At 73.6% G+C, this 16,843-nt stretch carries 17 protein-coding genes; 7 read left to right on the forward strand and 10 right to left on the reverse strand.

Annotation, left to right across the window (positions count from 1 at the left end; genetic code table 11):
• Nucleotides 1-26 precede the first annotated feature (26 nt).
• The 3 genes from EMA17_RS12335 (at nt 27) to EMA17_RS12345 (ending at nt 2,364) form a co-directional block, all read left to right on the forward strand.
• Nucleotides 27-1,148: a poly(ethylene terephthalate) hydrolase family protein gene (locus EMA17_RS12335; protein WP_126636975.1), complete on the forward strand. Its 1,122-nt coding sequence runs from the start codon at nt 27-29 to the stop codon at nt 1,146-1,148.
• Between the two features lie 114 nt (nt 1,149-1,262).
• Nucleotides 1,263-1,634: a cupin domain-containing protein gene (locus EMA17_RS12340; RefSeq protein ID WP_126636976.1), complete on the forward strand. Its 372-nt coding sequence runs from the start codon at nt 1,263-1,265 to the stop codon at nt 1,632-1,634.
• A gap of 370 nt (nt 1,635-2,004) precedes the next feature.
• Nucleotides 2,005-2,364 (forward strand): GNAT family N-acetyltransferase, encoded by a 360-nt coding sequence (locus EMA17_RS12345; protein WP_126636977.1) that lies wholly within the window; start codon nt 2,005-2,007, stop codon nt 2,362-2,364.
• 61 nt (nt 2,365-2,425) lie between these two features.
• On the opposite strand, the gene EMA17_RS12350 is transcribed toward EMA17_RS12345, so the two are convergent.
• Together EMA17_RS12350 and EMA17_RS12355 are read right to left on the reverse strand one after the other, a co-directional pair.
• Nucleotides 2,426-3,064, reverse strand: coding sequence for a LysE family translocator (locus EMA17_RS12350; RefSeq protein WP_126636978.1), 639 nt, complete (start codon nt 3,062-3,064; stop codon nt 2,426-2,428).
• Nucleotides 3,065-3,190: 126 nt separating this feature from the next.
• A complete protein-coding gene (locus tag EMA17_RS12355) occupies nt 3,191-4,108 on the reverse strand; it encodes a DMT family transporter (RefSeq protein WP_126636979.1) in 918 nt (305 codons plus the stop codon).
• On the opposite strand from EMA17_RS12355, the gene EMA17_RS12360 reads away from it, so the two are divergent.
• Nucleotides 4,107-5,537: an aminotransferase-like domain-containing protein gene (locus tag EMA17_RS12360; protein WP_126636980.1), complete on the forward strand. Its 1,431-nt coding sequence runs from the start codon at nt 4,107-4,109 to the stop codon at nt 5,535-5,537. The two genes, EMA17_RS12355 and EMA17_RS12360, sit on opposite strands and share 2 nt — an antisense overlap.
• 87 nt (nt 5,538-5,624) lie before the next feature.
• Here EMA17_RS12360 and EMA17_RS12365 read toward each other — a convergent pair whose 3' ends face one another.
• Complete coding sequence (locus tag EMA17_RS12365) at nt 5,625-6,002, reverse strand: VOC family protein (RefSeq protein WP_126636981.1); 378 nt, start codon at nt 6,000-6,002, stop codon at nt 5,625-5,627.
• 231 nt (nt 6,003-6,233) lie between these two features.
• Here EMA17_RS12365 and EMA17_RS12370 point away from each other — a divergent pair, with 231 nt between their 5' ends.
• Nucleotides 6,234-7,706 carry an MFS transporter gene (locus EMA17_RS12370; protein ID WP_126636982.1) on the forward strand — a complete coding sequence of 491 codons (1,473 nt, stop codon included), beginning with the start codon at nt 6,234-6,236 and terminating at the stop codon, nt 7,704-7,706.
• Between the two features lie 39 nt (nt 7,707-7,745).
• Here the strand turns inward: EMA17_RS12370 and EMA17_RS12375 are convergent, their stop codons facing one another.
• The 3 genes from EMA17_RS12375 to EMA17_RS12385 form a co-directional block, all read right to left on the reverse strand.
• Nucleotides 7,746-8,315, reverse strand: a complete 570-nt coding sequence (locus EMA17_RS12375) for a GNAT family N-acetyltransferase (protein ID WP_246126613.1) — start codon at nt 8,313-8,315, stop codon at nt 7,746-7,748.
• Nucleotides 8,316-8,503: 188 nt separating this feature from the next.
• A complete protein-coding gene (locus EMA17_RS12380; protein ID WP_126636983.1) occupies nt 8,504-9,283 on the reverse strand; it encodes an SDR family NAD(P)-dependent oxidoreductase in 780 nt (259 codons plus the stop codon).
• A gap of 92 nt (nt 9,284-9,375) precedes the next feature.
• Nucleotides 9,376-10,593 (reverse strand): MFS transporter, encoded by a 1,218-nt coding sequence (locus tag EMA17_RS12385; RefSeq protein ID WP_126636984.1) that lies wholly within the window; start codon nt 10,591-10,593, stop codon nt 9,376-9,378.
• A 64-nt stretch (nt 10,594-10,657) separates the two neighbouring features.
• On the opposite strand from EMA17_RS12385, the gene EMA17_RS12390 reads away from it, so the two are divergent.
• Nucleotides 10,658-11,047, forward strand: a complete 390-nt coding sequence (locus EMA17_RS12390; protein ID WP_126636985.1) for a MerR family transcriptional regulator — start codon at nt 10,658-10,660, stop codon at nt 11,045-11,047.
• A 156-nt stretch (nt 11,048-11,203) separates the two neighbouring features.
• Here EMA17_RS12390 and EMA17_RS12395 read toward each other — a convergent pair whose 3' ends face one another.
• The 3 genes from EMA17_RS12395 to EMA17_RS12405 all read right to left on the reverse strand — a co-directional run bounded on the left by EMA17_RS12395 (nt 11,204) and on the right by EMA17_RS12405 (nt 14,462).
• Entirely contained in the window at nt 11,204-13,054 is a 1,851-nt protein-coding gene (locus EMA17_RS12395) for a M48 family metallopeptidase (protein ID WP_126636986.1), read from the reverse strand.
• Between the two features lie 156 nt (nt 13,055-13,210).
• Nucleotides 13,211-13,585, reverse strand: coding sequence for a MerR family transcriptional regulator (locus EMA17_RS12400; RefSeq protein WP_126636987.1), 375 nt, complete (start codon nt 13,583-13,585; stop codon nt 13,211-13,213).
• A 112-nt stretch (nt 13,586-13,697) separates the two neighbouring features.
• A complete protein-coding gene (locus EMA17_RS12405) occupies nt 13,698-14,462 on the reverse strand; it encodes an SDR family NAD(P)-dependent oxidoreductase (RefSeq protein WP_126636988.1) in 765 nt (254 codons plus the stop codon).
• A 176-nt stretch (nt 14,463-14,638) separates the two neighbouring features.
• Here EMA17_RS12405 and EMA17_RS12410 point away from each other — a divergent pair, with 176 nt between their 5' ends.
• Nucleotides 14,639-15,691 (forward strand): 2-dehydropantoate 2-reductase, encoded by a 1,053-nt coding sequence (locus EMA17_RS12410; RefSeq protein ID WP_174861349.1) that lies wholly within the window; start codon nt 14,639-14,641, stop codon nt 15,689-15,691.
• Between the two features lie 51 nt (nt 15,692-15,742).
• Here the strand turns inward: EMA17_RS12410 and EMA17_RS12415 are convergent, their stop codons facing one another.
• Nucleotides 15,743-16,735 (reverse strand): LysR family transcriptional regulator, encoded by a 993-nt coding sequence (locus EMA17_RS12415; protein WP_126636989.1) that lies wholly within the window; start codon nt 16,733-16,735, stop codon nt 15,743-15,745.
• Nucleotides 16,736-16,843 lie beyond the last annotated feature (108 nt).

Here is a 16,843-nt window from a genome sequence, read left to right on the forward strand (position 1 = left end):
CGAGTTCGGGACGATTGACTCCCGGTATGGCATCCTCATTCGTCCCCGGGGATCCGGTTCGGCCGGACCTGCCGGGGCCCTTCCACATCGGCACCATCGAGTTCCCGTTCTGGACCGGTGGGCCGGGGTTCACCCTCGCCAAGATCAGCTACCCGGCCGAATACGACGGCTGGATGGCTCCGGCCGACACGTCCGAGGGTTCGTATCCGTCAGTGGTCGTGGCGCCCGCGACCTGGACCGGTTCGAACATGTACGACTGGTTCACCGACTACGTGGTTCGGCACGGCTACATCGTCTTCCGCTACTTCCCGGAGAACATCCTCGCGCTCGACCCGCACATCCACGCCGACACCATCGGCGACGCCATCGACAAGCTGATCGACATCGACGACGACCGGTTCAACCCGCTGCGCGGCCTGATCAGGAGGGACGCGTTCGCGGCGGTCGGGGTGTCCCTGGGCGGGGCCGGCGCGCTGCTCGCGGCGGCACGGGACAAGCGCGTCCGCGCGGTACTGGGCTTCGCCCCGGGCCGCAACGTGAAGCAGGCCGAGTTGTACGCGGGCATCGACGTCGAGATCCGCACGGTGGCCACGCCCACGCTGATCGTGTCCGGGCAGAACGACCGGATCTCCCCCGGATCGGGGGTGCACTACCTCGACCTGGTCCCACGCGGCTACAAGGCGTACGTGGAGATCTCCGGCGGCAACCACGTGCAGTTCCTCGACCCGTCCGACGTGGACATCCACCTGCCCGGCCTGCCCCGGGACGGCGAGCCCGGGATCACCTTCGCCGAGCAGCACGCGATCACCAACGTGTACGCGACCGCCTTCCTGCACGCGGCGCTGAAGGGATACGGCCACTGCGAGGCACACGTGTCCGGCGCGGACGCGCTGCTGGCGCTGGCGAGCGGCGTACTCTCCGACCTGCGCTCGGAGGCGGGGCCGTTGCCGCTGCCGTTGCCCGCCGCGCCGGCGGGGGTGCGCGGCGCGGCGGCGGCAGCGGTGCCAGCGGCGGTCTCCGGCGACATCGTCGGTGCGGCCGGCACGATGGCGTCGGCGCTGGCACTGCGGGTCAACGGTCTCGTGCGGGACCTGGCCCGAGGGGTGGAACGGGTCACGACGGAGGTGGAGAAGCGGATCGCCCGATAGCCCGGCGGCGGGGCGGGGCCGGTCGGCACTCGCCCATTCGGTGTGGTTCGGTGTGCGGCGTGTTTCCGGGCTTCGACCGGCGTCGACCCTGAACCCATGGCCGACCGTGAACCGATGACCAAAGCCGTTCTCGTGCCCGCCGGCGCCGACCTCGTCGGTGCGCAGGGCACCCGGATCAGCGAACGGGTATCCACCGCGACGGTGGGTTCCGGACGCCTGTGCGGATTCTTCGCCACGCTCGGACCGGGCGAGCGTACGGCCGTGCACCACCACGCGGGGGAGGAGACCGTCGTGCTGCTCACCGCCGGCAGTTGCGACGTCTTCTCCGGCGACGGGCTGAGCGGCGGCGTGCACATGCGGGTGGGCGACGTCGTGTTCATCCCGTCCGGCTGCGTCCACCAGGTGCTGGCCGGGCCGCACGGCTTCACCGTCTTCGAGGTCAGATCGGGCGGCACGGACCGGACCGAACTGGTCGACCCCACCTGACCGCACACCCTCCGGGGCGACCCGGCCGAGGCCGCCGCGGTGATCACCGCGGCGCTCGACGCGATCGTCGGGCACCCGGACGTGGTCCGGGCCGGGATCGACACCTGGGACAACCGGGCCCGCGCCACCACGTTCGCCGACTGAGCCGCCCCGAGGGAGGGTGTCCGAGCGGGGCACGTCGGGAGTCGGGCCGCGACATCGCGCGTGGAACCCGCGACCGGATCCCGTGGAGCGGCCCGCGGACCCGCTCGCCGGGTCGATACGGTTGGGGCTCGCGAGCGGCGATCGGTGCGACCGAGGGGCGTGCGCGTGGGCCCGGATCCCCGGGCCGCCGACCCGATCGTTCGATCGTGAGCCAGGAGGCAGCGGTATGGAAACGCGCGTCGTCGACAACCCGGCGAAGTCCCGCTACGAGATATTCATCGCGGCCGACAACGCCGCGGAGGGCGCGTCGGGCCCGGTCGCGCCGCCGCTGCGGGCCGGCGAACTCGCGGGCTTCGCCGAATACTTCGTCAGCGGCGACGAGGTCGCGTTCACGCACACCGAGATCGAACCGCGCTTCGGCGGCCGGGGCCTCGGCGGGCGGTTGACCCACGCGGCGCTGGACGCGGTGCACGAGCGGGGCCTGGCGGTGCTGCCCTACTGCTCGTTCATCCGCGACTGGATCGCCAAGCACCCGGAGTACACCGACCTGGTCCCGGAGGACCGCCGCGACGCGTTCGGGCTCTAGTCGTGTCTCCGGCCCCCCGCCCCGGCCACGGCGGGCGGCGATTCCTCCGGGCCCGTCCCGCCTACGACTCCACGGCCATCCGGATGCCCAGGGCGACCATCACCCCGCCGGACGTCTGCTCCAGCCGGCGCCGCACCTCGGCCCGGCCGAGCACGGTGCGCATGCGGCCGACGAACCACACGTACAGGCCGTAGAAGCCGATCTCGAAGCAGGCCCAGATCGCGGCCAGCACGATCATCGTGGGCAGTTGCGGCGAACCGCTCGGGACGAACTGGGGCAGGAACGACATCGCGAACACCGCCGCCTTCGGGTTGGCCAGGTTCAGCGTCAACGCCGCCCGATAGGCCCGCCACCCGCCGCCGGACTCCTCCTCGCTCGTCGCGCCCTCGGCCGCGGCGGTGAACCCGGTCAGCCCGTCGCGTCGCGCCGCCCGGATGGCCTGCACCCCGAACCCGACCAGCACGACGGCCCCGACGATGCGCATGATGTCGTAGGCCAGCTGCGACGCCGCCAACAACCCGGTCAGCCCGAAGGCCGCCGCGAGCCCCCAGACGAACACCCCGCTCTCGTTCCCGAGCACGGCCGCGAACCCGGCCCGCCGACTGCGCAACGAATGCCGAATGATCAATATCGAACTCGGCCCCGGACTGGCCGCGATCAACGCACAGGCACCGAGAAACGCCAACAACGTATGAGTCATCCCGGCATCCTGACCCCGAAACAACCCGCGCGGCCACCCATTTCCACCCGGTTCCGACCCCGGCCTCGGCGCCGCCCGCCCGGCCCCGGTCCGTTCCGGCGCCGGGGTGCGCGATTGTTCGCTTCGTCAGCCGTTCGACGTCCCGGGCGGTGTCGATCTCGTGCGTTGGGTGAGGACGATGCAGGCCAGGACGGCGACGGCGGTGACGGGCATCGAGGGGGTCAGGGACTCGTTCAGGATCAGTACCGCCCAGAGCAACGTCAGCAGCGGTTGGGCCAGTTGCAGCTGGCTGGCGGCCGGGACGCCGATGCGGGCCATGCCCCGGTACAGGACCACGAAGCCGAGGAACTGCGAGACGGCCGCGAGGTACAGCACGCCGGCGACGCCGTGGCCGTCGAGGTGGACCGGCTCGGTGGCCAGGCCCGCCGCGGCGGTCGCCGCCGTGATCGGCGCGGCCGCCACCACGCCCCACGCGATCACCCGCCAACCCGGGAGGTGTCCGGCCAGTCGGCCACCCTCGGCGTAGCCGGCCGCGCACAACACCAGGGCCGCGAACAGGTATCCGTCCGCCAGGCCGATGCCGCCGCTGCCCCGGGTGAGCGCGAAGCCCAGGACCACCGCGGCCCCCGCGAGCGCCGCCGCCCAAAAGGTCCGGCTCGGCCGCTCGCCGGTGCGCAGCACCGAGCACACCGTGGTGGCCATCGGCAGCAGGCCGATCACCACCGCGGAGTGCGCGGTCGACGAGGTCTGCAGCGCGAGCGTGGTGAGCAGCGGGAAGCCGAGGACGCAGCCGACGGCGACCACGACCAGGCCGAGCCGGTCCCCCCGAGCGGGCAGCGGCGCGCGAACGGCGAGCAGCGCCGCCCCGGCGAACAGCGCGGCGAGCAGACCGCGCAGGCCCGTGACGCTCCACGGGCCGAAGCCCGCCAGGGCCCAGACGGTGGCCGGGAAGCTGAGCGAGAAGGCCAGGATCGCCAGTGCGGCGAGAGCCGTTCCGCCGACCGCTATCGGCGCCGGACGAATAGCGCTATTCTGTGCTGTCATGCACAACAGTAGCGGTACCGTCGATCTGGTCGCGATCCTGCGCAGTGAGTTGGACCGCTACTCGGTCGGCGAGAAGCTGCCGTCCAGTCGCTCGCTCGTCGACCGCCATCGGGTCAGCCCGGTGACCGTCTCCCGCGCGATGGCCACACTCGCCGCCGAGGGCCTGGTCGTCTCCCGCCCCGGCGCCGGCGTCTACCGCGCCGACCCGACCCGCCCGGTGCCGGCCACCGGCGACACCTCCTGGCAGGAGGTCGCGCTCAGCGCCGAACCCGGCCTCCCGCCCCGGCGCAGCCCGGACGCGACCGGCGTGTTGTCCGCGCTCGCGGTGGCCCCGCCCGAGGTGATCGACCTCAACAGCGGCTACCTGCACCCGTCGCTGCAACCCGAGCGCGCCCTGGCCACGGCGCTGACCCGGGCCGGCCGGCGTCCCGGCGCGTGGGAGCGGCCGCCCATCGAGGGCCTGACCGAGCTGCGCGCCTGGTTCGCCCGGGACATCGGCGGCGCGGTCGCGACCTCGGACGTGCTGATCACCGCCGGCGGGCAGAACGCGCTGACCACGGCGCTGCGTTCGCTGGTCGCGCCCGGGTCGCCGGTGCTGGTCGAATCGCCGACCTACCCCGGGATACTGGCCGTCGCCCAGGCCGCCGGGCTGCGTCCGGTGCCGGTGCCGGTGGACGCCGACGGGGTGCGTACCGATCTGCTCGCCGACGCGTTCGCGGCCACCCGCGCCCGCGCGTTCGTCTGCCAGCCGCTGTTCCAGAACCCCACCGGTACGGTGCTCGCCCCCGAGCGGCGCGCGGAGGTGGTGCGTATCGCGCACGCGGCGGGCGCGTTCGTCCTGGAGGACGACTACGCCCGCCGCCTGGTGCACGGCGACGCGCCCCCGCTGCCCGCGCCGTTGGCCGCCGACGACCCGAACGGCGTGGTGGTGCACATCCGTTCGCTGACCAAGGCCGGCTCGCCCAGCCTGCGGGTCGCCGCGCTGGCCGCGCGTGGACCGGCGTTCGAGCGGCTGCGCGCGGTCCAGGCGGTGGACAGCTTCTTCGTGCCGCGCGTGCTCCAGGAAACCGCCCTGCAACTGGTCGGCGCCCCGGGCTGGCCGCGACACCTGCGCGCGCTGGGCGTCGCGCTGCGCGATCGACGCCGGGTCATGGTCGACGCGCTCACCCGGCTGCTGCCCGAACTGCTGCCCGCCCGACTGCCGTACGGCGGCTACCACTTCTGGCTGCGGCTGCCCGACGGTCGGGACGTCCGGGCGCTGACCTCGGCCGCGTTGCGCGCCGGCGTCGCGGTCACACCCGGACCGGGCTACTTCACGGCCGAGCCCCCGGCCCCGTACCTGCGCGTGGGTTACGCCTACGCCGAAGGCCCGGAGCGGCTCGTCGAGGGCGTGGAGCGGCTGCGCCGGGCCTACACCGAGCACGCCTGAGGGCCCGCCCCGGGCCCGCCCGACCGGGGGACATGCCTCGGAAGCACCCCTGCCCCGCCCCCCAGTCGCGCCCACCGATCGCCACCGTCAGGTGTACGGCCGGGTGATGATCTCCATGTTGTGGCCGTCCGGGTCGGCGAAGAACGCGCCTCGGCCGCCGTTCCACGTGTTGATCCGTCCGGCGACGCGCCGGTCCGGGTCGGCGTACACGGTCACCTCGGCGCCGCGCAGCCGGTCCACGATCGCGTCGAACTCGGCCTCCTCGACCAGGAACGCGTAGTGCTGCGGGGTCACCCGCTCCTCGGGCGCGTCCCAGAAGTCGAGGGTGACCCCGTTCGCCGTGCCGACCGGGAGGAACGGGCCGTAGGGTGCGCCGACGGTCAGGCCCAGGACATGCGCCAGGAAGGCGGCGGAGCGGCGCTTGTCGGTGGCGACGACGATGGTGTGGTTGAGCTGTACCGGCATCTCGACTCCTCGGCTGGGCGGCGCGTCGGGGGCCGGCCGCGCCGTGTTCCCCCGATCCTCGACGGCCGGGCGACCGGCCGGCAGAGACCCGGACATCCAGGGACCGGGGATCCCAGGGTGGGCGCTCCACTGCTGCCCGGAGCGTGGTCGTGGCAGCGTTCGGGGGGTCGCCGCCGGCGCCTTCGGGACGGACACCGGCGATCCCCCCACCTCTGTCCGGAAGGCTTCGCCATGCCCGCATCCGGTACCGCTCCCGCCCTCCGCCGGCCCGGCGCCGCCCTCGCGTTGCTCGCCTTCGCGAGTCTGATCACCTCGCTCGACTACAACATCGTCTATGTCGCGCTGCCCGACATCGGCGCGGGCGTCGGCTTCTCCACGCAGACCCTCCAGTGGGTGGTGAGCGCGTACGCGGTCGCCTTCGGCGCGTTCCTGCTGCTCGGCGGCCGGATGGCCGATCTGCTGGGCCGGCGGCGGATGTTCGTGCTCGGCCTGGGCCTGTTCGCGGTCGCCTCCCTCGCGGGCGGTCTGGCCGGCGTCCCCGCGGCGCTGATCGCGGCCCGCGCCGGGCAGGGCCTGGGCGCCGCCCTCCTCTTCCCCGCCACGTTGTCCCTGGTCAACACCACGTTCGCGGAGGGCCGGGCGCGCAATCGGGCGCTGTCCGTATGGGCCGCGACCGGCTCCGGCGGGCTGATCCTCGGTTCGCTGCTCGGCGGCGTACTCACCCAGGCGCTGGGCTGGGAGGCGGTGTTCTTCGTCAACGTGCCCCTGGCCGGCTGCGCCGCGCTGCTCGCGTTCGTCGTACTGCCGGCCGATCCGGCCCGCACCGTCGGCCGCCGCTTCGACGTGCCCGGCGCGCTGACCGCGACGGCCGGCTCCACGTCGGTCGTGTTCGCCCTCGTGCAGGGCCCCGAGCAGGGCTGGACCGCACCGCGCGTACTCGCCGCCGGCGCGGCCGGGATCGCCGCCCTCGCCGGGTTCGCGCTGATCGAGAGGCGCACCGCCGACCCGCTGATGCCGCCGCACCTGCTGCGCAACCGCAACCTGGGCACCGGGATGGCGGTGACGTTCCTGTTCATGGCCACGCTCGGCACCCTGCCCTACTTCCTGACCGTCCACTTTCACGTCGTGCACGGGTACGGCGCGCTGCGCACCGGCTTCGCGTTCCTGATCCCGCTGGGCGGAGGCTTCCTCGGCTCGCTGCTCGGGGGCCGGGCGGCGACCCGGTTCGGCGTACGGTCCACGCTGCTCGCCAGTCTGGCCGCGAGCGCGCTCGGCCTGGTCGCGATCGGCCTGGGTATCTCCGCGCACGGCGCCTATCCCGACCTGATTCCCGGCCTGCTGGTCTTCGGGCTCGGCCAAGGCGTCGTCTACACCACGATGTTCGCCGCCACCGCGACCGGCGTGCCGGCCCCGGAGCAGGGCGTCGCGTCGGGGATGGCGTCCACGGGGCAACAGGTCGGCGGCGCGATGGGCCTGGCCGTACTGGTCGCGCTGGCCAACTCCGGGACGGGCGGCGGCCGGAGCGGCGAGGCGCTGCGGGTGGCGACCGCACACGGCCTGCGCGTCGCGGTGTTCGGCGCGGCCGTCGGCGCGGGGGCGGCCGCGCTGGTCGCGCTGAACTTCCGGCGCGCGGGGAGCGGCGACGGCGACCGGGCGGCGGAGCCGGATTCGGCCGCCGAGCGCACCCGGGCCGGCGCGCGCTGACCACGGACGGGTCGGCCGCACCGCCCGGAACGGTGCCGGTCAGGCCGACAGGATCCGATCGGCCGGCACCTCGTAGATGATCTCGAGGCCGTCCACCTCGTCCATCTGCTCGCCCGTCTCGACGAAGCCGAAGCCCCGGATGGTCGCGAGCGACGCGGCGTTGTCGGGGGAGATGGTCACCCGGACGACCCGCACCTCGGGTTCCTCGGCCGCGCGCACGAGCAGCGACCTCAGCATCGCCCGCGCGTAGCCGCCGCGGCGCGCCTCCGGCACCACGGTGTAGCCGATCTCCACCATGCCGTTCCCGTCCGGCGGCCCGTGATAGCCGGCGTAGCCGACCACCGCGCCGTCCGGTTCGGAGACCGCCGCCCGAACCAGCCACGGGGCGCTCGCCGGGTCGGCGGTGACCTGGTCGAAGCGGTAACGCCACAACCGGCGCGCCTGTTCGGACACGAAGAACTCGGGCAGGTCGAAGCCGGTCTGCTCGCGGGCCTCGGCCAGGTCGCCGGCCAGCAGGGCGGTCAGCGGCCGGCCGACCAGCGGGATCCAGCGAACCTGCCGCTCGGGGGTGGTGGACGGGGGCCGGGAGGTGTCATCGGGATTGTTCACCAGCGGATCATCGGCGACGGTGGACCGGCCGTCCACCGCATTTCCCGATACCCCCGCCGTAACCGCCCGTTCGGACGCGGGCCGCCCGCGCCCCGACTCTCGCCCGCCCTCGGGGGCGGGCCGCCGTCGCGGCGACGGGCCGCTCCCGCATCGCCCGCCGCTCCCGCACCCCGCCGAGCCCGAAGGGCTCAGTGCACCGAGAGGCCGCCGTCGACGAAGATCGACCGGCCGGTGACGTACGCCGAACCGGCACTCGCCAGGAACACCGCGGCGGCGGCGAAGTCCTCGGCCACGCCGTTGCGTCCGACCATGGTGCGGGCGGCCAGCGCGGCGACCCGCTCCGGGTCGGCCGACAGTCGGGCGTTGAGCGGGGTCATCACGAACCCCGGCACCAGCGTGTTGGCGGTGACGCCGTGCGGCGACCAGGCCTCGGCCTGGGAGCGGGCCAGCGACTCCAACCCGCCCTTGGACACGCCGTAGACGCCGCTCTGCACGAACGCGCGGTGTGCCTGCTGCGAGGAGACGTGGATGAGCCGGCCGTAGCCGCGCTCGGCCATGCCGGGGCCGAACCGCTGCCCGAGCAGGTAGGGCGCCTCCAGGTTCACCGCCATCGTGCGGTCCCACACGTCGTCGTCGATGTCGCCCATCGGCGGGCGCAGGTTGATCCCGGCGCTGTTGACCAGGATGTCGGGCTCACCGAAGATCTCGGCCGCCGCGTCCGCCGCGGTCCGCACCCCGGCGCGACTGCCCAGGTCCGCGCTCACCCAGGCGGCCCTGGCCCCATGGCCGGTCAACTCGTCGACGGTGGCCGCCAGTTCGGCCTCCCGTCGGGCGAGGACCACCACACTGGCGCCGGCCCGGGCGAGTGCCCCGGCGATGGCCCGGCCGATACCGGAGCTGCCTCCGGTCACCACGGCGACCCGGCCGTCCAGCGAGAACAGTTCGGAGAGGTATCCCTGCACGCTCATGTCTGCACCCTAGTGACCCGACCCCCGTCGCGAAGGCGGGGGCCGAGCCGGGTCGTCGGAGGTGTCGTCGGGGTGTCGCCCGGCGCCCCGGATCACTCGCCGGAGGCGCCGCGCCGAGCCGGAAAGCCGTGCGAACGGGCGCCGATCACCACGGCCAGGACCGGGACGAGCAGCACCGACACGCTCCACGGGAAGGACGCGGCGCCGAGCACGTCGAGCAGGATCGCGCCGACCACACCGCCGCCGGCCATCGCCACGTTCCACAGCGTGACGAGCATGGCCTGCGCCGCGTCCGCGTCCTCGCCACCCGCCTCGCCGACGGCGGTCTGGAGCAGGGTGGGTGAGCCGCCCCAGCCCAGGCCCCACAGGATCGCCGCGAGATAGACCATGGCGTGGCTGTCGGAGAGCACCGCGAGCACACCGGCACCGGCGGCGAACAACAGCGTGGCGGCGATGGTGAGCGCGCGCAGCCGACCGTGGATCCGCGCGCCGACGATCCAGATGCCGACGAGCGACGCGCCGCCGAACACGAGCAGGACCAGGTCGGTGGAGCCGTCCATGTCGACGTGGTCGAGGTAGGAGGCGATGTAGGTGTAGAGGATGGTGTGCGCCAGGACGAACACCAGCGTGACGAACAGGACGGGGCCCACCCCGGGAATGGCCACCGTGCGCAGCAGGGGCTTGCGTTCGTCCGGGCGTCGGCCGGGATGGTCGGGGACGAGCGCGACGATCCAGCCGATCAGCACCACGGCCAGCGCGGTCATGATCCAGAACGTGGTGCGCCAGCCGAACGCGTCGCCGAGGAAGGTGCCGGCCGGTACCCCGAGGGACAGCGCGACCGGAATGCCGGCCATCACGATGGCGATCGCGCGGCCCTGAAGGTGCGGGGGCGCCAGGCGGCGGGCGTATCCGGCCAGCAGCGCCCAGGCCACGCCCGCGGCCACCCCGGCCACGAAGCGGGCGACCATGGTGAGCGGGTAGTTCGCCGAGACGGCGGTGACCGTGTTGGCCGCCGCGAAGCCGCCCATCGCGGTCAGCAACAGCCGTTTGCGGCGCCAACCGGCGGTGGCGGTCGACAGCGGGATCGCGGTCAGCGCGGTACCGATCGCGTAGATCGTCACGGATTGGCCCATCGCGGATTCGCCGACCCCGAGGTCGGAACCCATCGCCGGCAGCACCCCGGCCGGCAACGTCTCGGTCAGGCTGGTCGTGAACACGGCGGTGGCCAGTGCCAACAGCGCGCCCATCGGCAGCTTTCGGTGGGCGATCGTGGTGTGGGAAGGTGATTGTGCGGTGATGTCGTTGCTCATGCTGCGTATGCTCGAACCCTCACATTGATGTGAAGGTCAAGCGACGAGACGTGAGGTGGATCACATGCGTATCGGAGAGTTGTCGGAGCGCACCGGTACCCCCCGACGACTGCTGCGCTACTACGAGGAACAGGGCCTGATCGTCGCCGATCGTTCGGCGAACGGCTACCGGGACTACGACGAGTTCTTCGTGGACCGGGTGATGCAGATCAGAGGACTGCTCGACGCCGGGTTGCCGACCCGGATCATCCGGCAGATCCTCCCCTGCCTCGACAAGCCGAGGATCATCCACTTCCCCGACGCGACACCGGAGATGATCGCCACGCTCGAACACGAGCGCGACCGGATGACCGAACGCGTCAACTGCCTGATCCGCAACCGGGACGCGATCGCCGAATACCTGGACGCGGTCCGCACCGACGACCGCCCCCTGGAATCGACAACGGCCTCCTGACCCCACCGACACCGGCACGGCCACCCGGCCCCGACCGGTAGCGGCCCCGACCGGTACCGCTCGAACGCGCGCACCCGCACCACACCCGGGCCGTCCCCCCGGGACCAAATCCCCTTGCCCGCCCGGAACTTCGACACGGCCGCTTTCCGGCCGCCCCTATGGCCTCCCGGTCGAGCCGGTGCGTGGAATCGTCCACTCACGCGGTCGCAGCGTGAGCGATGGCAGGGGATACCAGTCGTCGATCGGGAATCGGTGCGAGGGCAGGGCCGTCGGCCGGGCCGAGGCATCGAACGCGGAACCGAACGTCGGTGCGACGCGCGTCGGGTACCCCGCGTACGAGCCCACCGGGATCGACGGACGAAATGGCGGGGGAGTGTCGTGGATCCGCGCGAACGTCCGCGTCAGGACGGACAGGAGGACGGCGCCCACCAGGACGACCGCGGCCTTCGTTCGCTGCTCGGATGTCGTCGACCGCGCCGTCGTCGACGGGTCCGCCGCTTCGCGCGCGGTCGCCGCCCCGCCACGTCGCCCGCGGACATCGCTCTCGCTCGGCGCCGCCACGGGGCGGGTGACGTCCACGCCGCATGCGTCGAGGCGGGTGCGCAGTTCGTGTGCGGTCGCGGGGTCCGATGCGGCGCCGCCCACCAGGGCATGGGCGGCGCCGGCTTCCGCGTCGGCAGGGCGGAAGACACCCGGACCGACCCAGTTGACCTGCCAGGTGCCCCGCTTCGCCGCGACCAGCTCGTGGCCGACCAAGCTGCCCAGAGCAATGGGGAGTTGGTCCTCATCGGCGAGTTCCCATCGGCGTTGGCCCCATGCGGTGGCGCGCAGAGCCGCGGACAGTTCCCGGCCGCGGCCGGCCTCCAGGAGGTCCAGAACGTCGGCCGACGAGACGCCCGACCGCGAGCGCGCCCGGGATGTGGCGATGAGGCCGACGGGCGTGGCGAGTTCGCGCAGAGCCCGGGTCGTCTCCAGGCGCGTGGCCTCGCGGAGCCAGGTGGCCCACGGCCGGGAGACCTGTGCCCGCCCGGTTCGGAGTCGGGCGAGCGCCGGCCAGACCGTCGCCGGCAGGGTGCCGGTCGCCTCGAGGAGGACGGGTGTCGGCTCCCGGTCGGCACCCGCAGGTTCGCAAGGCATTTCGGCCAGGGCCGCGAGGCGGTCGCCGAGCGGCGGATGCGAATCGTGGCGGGACCCGGCCGACTCGGGGTGGTTCGCACTTCGTGATTCGAGGCGGTCGCGGTATTCGGGATCGGCGAGCATGTTCGCGAACACCCGGAGCGGGTCGTCCGGCGCCCGGCCCTCGGCGCACATCGGCGTCAGGAACCGATCCTGGAAGTCCCGCCAGGCCAGGTCGATTTCGGGCGTCATGGCGAGTGCCTCCGCGAGGGCGTCGCGCCCCACGATCCGCGCCGCGACGGCGTCCGCTTCGAACTCCTGGCGGCGCCGGATGGCGAGCGAGAGCAGGTCGTAGCATCGGCCGTACACGGACAGGGCGAAGCGCGGGATGGCGAAGGAGTTCACTTTCCAGCCGATCCGGTCGTGGCGGGCGCTGTGGACGAGAACCGAACCCCGGTGCGTCATCGCCGCAATCCAGGTGTGGCCGCGGGCGTAGTGGGCGAGTTCGTGCGCCGGCACCGCGCGAAGCCGGTCGGCCCCGAGTCCGGCCAGGAGCGGAAGTCCGATGTACATTCTTCGCGTTCCGCGTTGTTCCCCGAAGGCGGAGTCGTCGACCACGGCGGCGTTCGTTTCCATGGTCAGCCGGATCCGCGACGGGGGCGCGGTGCCGATACGTTCGGCCAAATCCGTGACCGTGCGCCAGAGTTCGGGCGCCTGCCTCCGCGTGACGGGGACGCTTCCGGGCTTCGAACCGACGGATTGCCCGGTGGCACGAAGCCTGCGCATGACGGCGAACAAACCGGGGACGCCCAGAATGATCACCTGCCCCCAGTAGGGAACCTCGTCGGTCGTCTCGGCGGTGCAGGCCAGCCAGATAGAGTCAGAGGACACAGGCAGCCGCGTAGGTCAGGACGAGGGCCGGCGCAAGCGCCTCGCTCCGATGCGGAACGAGGCGCTTGTGGATGGGTGGGTTCGCCGAACCAGCCCCGCCGGGTGTGACATCGCGGTTCCGGGCGGTGGCCGGCGCGGACCGGCCCGGGGCCCGTTCTACGCGCTGCGGATCCGCTCGACGCCCGCGCGGCGCAGGGCCGCCGCCAGGTTGTCCCGAGCCGCGGTCTGCGCGGCGATCCGGGCGTCCAGTACGGCCAGCCGGTCGAGGGCGATGCGCAGGGCGGTGTCCGACGGCGGTCGGGCGGCGACGTCGACCCCGGCGTCCAGGCAGGGCAGGAACGCCCGTACGTCGTCCAGGGTCAGCCCGACGGCGAGCAGGTCCCGGATCGACCGGACCCGGGCCACCACCCGCGCGTCGTACTCCCGGTAGCCGTTCGCCGCCCGCGCCGACTCGATCAGCCCCGCCTGCTCGTAGTGCCGCAACGCGCGCGGGGTGGCCCCGGTCGCGTCCGCCAGCTCCCCGATCCGCACCCCGTACCCTCCCGGCCCGCCCGCACGGGTCGGCACCCCGGCCCGATCCACACGATCCTCGCACGGCGGTTACGGGGCGAACCGGTCGAACCCCCGCCGAGCCGGCCGGGACCTAACCCACGACCGCGCCGCCGTCGACCGGGAGCACGACGCCCGTGACGAAGGAGGCGCCCGGAGCGGTCAGGGCCGTGATCGCCCACGCGATCTCCTCCGGCGCGCCGATGCGGCCGAGCGGGGTGTGGGCCAGTTGCCAGGCGCGGACGGCGGCCTGCCGCTCGGGGCTCACCCCGTTGTGGTCGGCGATCGGGGTGCCGACCGCGCCGGGGGCGACCGCGACCACCCGTACGCCGCGCGGCGCCAACTCGACCGCCCAGCTGCGGGTGAGCAGTTCGAGCGCGGTCTTGGTCGCGGCGTAGAGCGAGTTGCCCGGCCACGCGCGTTGGCCGACCGAGGTGGTGATGTTGACGATCACGCCGCCGGCGCGCTCCAGGAGGGGGAGCGCGGCCTGGGTGAGCAGGAGCGGGGCGATCAGGTTGGTGGCGAGCAGCGGGTCGATCGTGGTGCGGGTGTAGGCGCCCAGCCCGCCGGTGCCGACGATGCCGGCGTTGTTGACCAGCACATCGAGCCGCCCGTGCGCCTCGGCGACGGTGCGGACGATGCGCTCGGGCTCGCCCTCGGCGGTGATGTCGGCGGTGAGCGGGGTGATCCGGTCGTGGCCCTCGGCGGTCTCGGCGAGCGGTGCGGGGCGGCGGCCGACGGCGATCACGTGGGCGCCCTCGGCGGCGTACGCGCGCGCCGCGGCCCGGCCGATGCCGGTGCCGGCGCCGGTGATCAGCACGATGCGGGGGTCGGCGACGGGGGTTTCGGTGGTGTCCATGCGGCGATGCTCCGACCCTGCCGCCAACGGCAGGGTCAAGCCCGAATCGGCCCGGGCGGCACGTGAGCGACCCGACCCGGACACCTCGAACACGGGTGCGGTGCGGGGACGTACCCTTGCGGATTGGTCCCCGGCCGGCCCCACCGGCTCGTCCCACCCGTAGGCGGAGGCTGTAGATGTCCCAACCCGCTCCCCGTTCGCGGCCCCGCACCCGGATCGCGATCTTCGGCGCCGGCAGCGTCGGCGGCTACCTGGGCGGTCGGCTCGCCGCGTTCGCCGACGTCACGCTCGTCGGCCGACCGGCGCTCGCCGACGCGCTCCGGGACGGGTTGACGGTGTCGGGGGCGGGCCGGCCCCCGACGGTGGTCGCGCCGGAGCGGCTGACCGTGGCCACCACGCCCGACGCGGTCGCCGGCGCCGATTTCGTGCTGGTCACCGTCAAGTCGGCGGCGACCGCCGAGGCCGGCCGGGAACTGGCGGGACGGCTGAGCCCGGCCGCGCTCGTGGTCAGCCTGCAGAACGGGGTACACAATCCCGCCGTGTTGCGCGCCGCGTTGCCCGCGCACACCGTGTTGGCCGGCATGGTCCCGTTCAACGTCGTACGCACCGAGCCCGCCGTGTTCCACCAGGGCACGTCGGGCGCGCTGATGATCGACGCGAACCCCCGGGCGCTGCCGCTGGTCGACGTACTGGTCGAGGCGGGCGTACCGATCCAGGTCCGCGAGGACATGCCCGAGGTCCAACACGCCAAGCTGCTGATGAACCTGAACAACGCGATCAACGCGCTGTCCGGCCTGCCGCTGCGCGACCAACTCGGCCGGCGCGACTACCGGGCCTGCCTCGCGCTGTGCCAGGGCGAGGCGCTGGCCGCGTTCCGGGCCGAGGGCATCCGCCCGGCCAAGCTCGGCCCGGCCTCCGCCGCGCGTACCCGACGACTGCTCTCGCTGCCCGACCCGCTGTTCCGCCGGTTGGCGAGTTCGACCCTGCGGGTGGACGCGCAGGCGCGCTCCTCGATGTGGGAGGACCTGGAACGCGGCCGGCCCACCGAGATAGACAGCGTCCAGGGCGAGGTCCTGGCCATCGCCCGGCGCAACGGCCTGACCGCCCCCGCCAACGCGCGCCTGATCGAACTGATCCGCGAGGCCGAGGCCGCCCCGCCGGGCGAATCCCGCCACTGGAGCGGCACGGACCTCCTCGCCGAACTCACCCGGGCGGTCGCGGCGGCCTGATCGGCGGTGGCTCGCGGCGGCGGTCGCCGCGGCCGGATGACCGCGACCGCCTCACCACCCCCGCGCCGCCCGGATCAACCGCTGCTCCACCAGGCCCAGATGCGGATGTTGCGCCGCGCCCGCGCGGCGTACCAGAAAGCCGGTGTTGATCGGCGGGTCGTCGGGGGTGAGCAGCGGCACCAGCGCGCCGGTCGCCAACTCGGCCGCGCACAGATAGCGCGGCAGGACGGTCAGGCCCGCGCCGGCGACCACCGCGGCCAGTACGCCGCGCAGATCCGGGACGGTGATCGCGGCACGTTCGGTGAGCCGGGTGCCGAACACGTGTCGCCAGTAGCGGCGCGCGATCGGCAGGTCCTCGGCGTAGCTGACCAGCGGGATCTCGCGCAGCGCCGCGGGGCCCTCGGCGGCGATCCGCGCCGGGTCGACCCGCCGCGCCCACACCGGCGCCGCGACCAGCACGAACTCCTCGTCCATCAGCGGTACGGCGGCCAGCGTGCGACCGCGCGGCCGGATCGTGGCGAGCACGAGGTCGTGCCGACCCGCGCGCAGCCCCTCGAGGAGCTCGTCGGTCAACCCGGTGGCGATGCGCAGCAGCACCCCGCGCTCGATCAGCGGCACCAGCGCGGGCAGGACGAGCGTGCACAGGATGTCGGCGGGACCGGCCAGGTGCACCGGCTCGGCCGGCGGGTCGACGCCGAACCGGTCCGGCTCGGTGACCTCGGCGAGCGCGTCCAGCGGCGCCGCGACCCGCACCGCCAGGTCGTCGGCGACGGGCGTGGCCGCCACGCCCCGGGGCAGCCGCTCGAACAGCGTGCGACCCAGTCGCCGCTCCAGCGCCCGGATCCGGGTGGTGACCGTGGGCTGGGACAGGCCCAGGACCCGGGCGCCACCGGTGAACGAGCCGGCCCGGTGCACGGCCAGGAAGGTGTGCAGCAGGCTCAGGTCCAACGGGCCGCGCACGTCCGGTATCGCGGACGTCGGCGTCGGCGTCGGAACGGATGGCCGCTCCACGCCCGCCGACCCATCGGAATTCGCATGACTCATGATGGAGAGCCTATTTGAACCCTGATGGGTGGGCGATCTACGTTCGAACGCGACGGCGCGAGGGTGTGCCGGCCGATCGCACGAGGACGCCCGGGCCCACCCCGCTCG

The organism is Embleya hyalina, from assembly GCF_003967355.1.
GTDB classification, from domain to species: Bacteria; Actinomycetota; Actinomycetes; order Streptomycetales; family Streptomycetaceae; genus Embleya; species Embleya hyalina.

Coding starts and splice junctions, on each gene's coding strand:
- EMA17_RS12415 (WP_126636989.1), bottom strand. CDS start 16,735: ATGAGTCATGCGAATTCCGATGGGTCGGCGGGCGTGGAGCGGCCATCC.
- EMA17_RS12355 (WP_126636979.1), bottom strand. CDS start 4,108: ATGACAGCACAGAATAGCGCTATTCGTCCGGCGCCGATAGCGGTCGGC.
- EMA17_RS12335 (WP_126636975.1), top strand. CDS start 27: ATGGCATCCTCATTCGTCCCCGGGGATCCGGTTCGGCCGGACCTGCCG.
- EMA17_RS12370 (WP_126636982.1), top strand. CDS start 6,234: ATGCCCGCATCCGGTACCGCTCCCGCCCTCCGCCGGCCCGGCGCCGCC.
- EMA17_RS12360 (WP_126636980.1), top strand. CDS start 4,107: ATGCACAACAGTAGCGGTACCGTCGATCTGGTCGCGATCCTGCGCAGT.
- EMA17_RS12340 (WP_126636976.1), top strand. CDS start 1,263: ATGACCAAAGCCGTTCTCGTGCCCGCCGGCGCCGACCTCGTCGGTGCG.
- EMA17_RS12385 (WP_126636984.1), bottom strand. CDS start 10,593: ATGAGCAACGACATCACCGCACAATCACCTTCCCACACCACGATCGCC.
- EMA17_RS12350 (WP_126636978.1), bottom strand. CDS start 3,064: ATGACTCATACGTTGTTGGCGTTTCTCGGTGCCTGTGCGTTGATCGCG.
- EMA17_RS12365 (WP_126636981.1), bottom strand. CDS start 6,002: ATGCCGGTACAGCTCAACCACACCATCGTCGTCGCCACCGACAAGCGC.
- EMA17_RS12405 (WP_126636988.1), bottom strand. CDS start 14,462: ATGGACACCACCGAAACCCCCGTCGCCGACCCCCGCATCGTGCTGATC.
- EMA17_RS12390 (WP_126636985.1), top strand. CDS start 10,658: ATGCGTATCGGAGAGTTGTCGGAGCGCACCGGTACCCCCCGACGACTG.
- EMA17_RS12345 (WP_126636977.1), top strand. CDS start 2,005: ATGGAAACGCGCGTCGTCGACAACCCGGCGAAGTCCCGCTACGAGATA.
- EMA17_RS12410 (WP_174861349.1), top strand. CDS start 14,639: ATGTCCCAACCCGCTCCCCGTTCGCGGCCCCGCACCCGGATCGCGATC.
- EMA17_RS12380 (WP_126636983.1), bottom strand. CDS start 9,283: ATGAGCGTGCAGGGATACCTCTCCGAACTGTTCTCGCTGGACGGCCGG.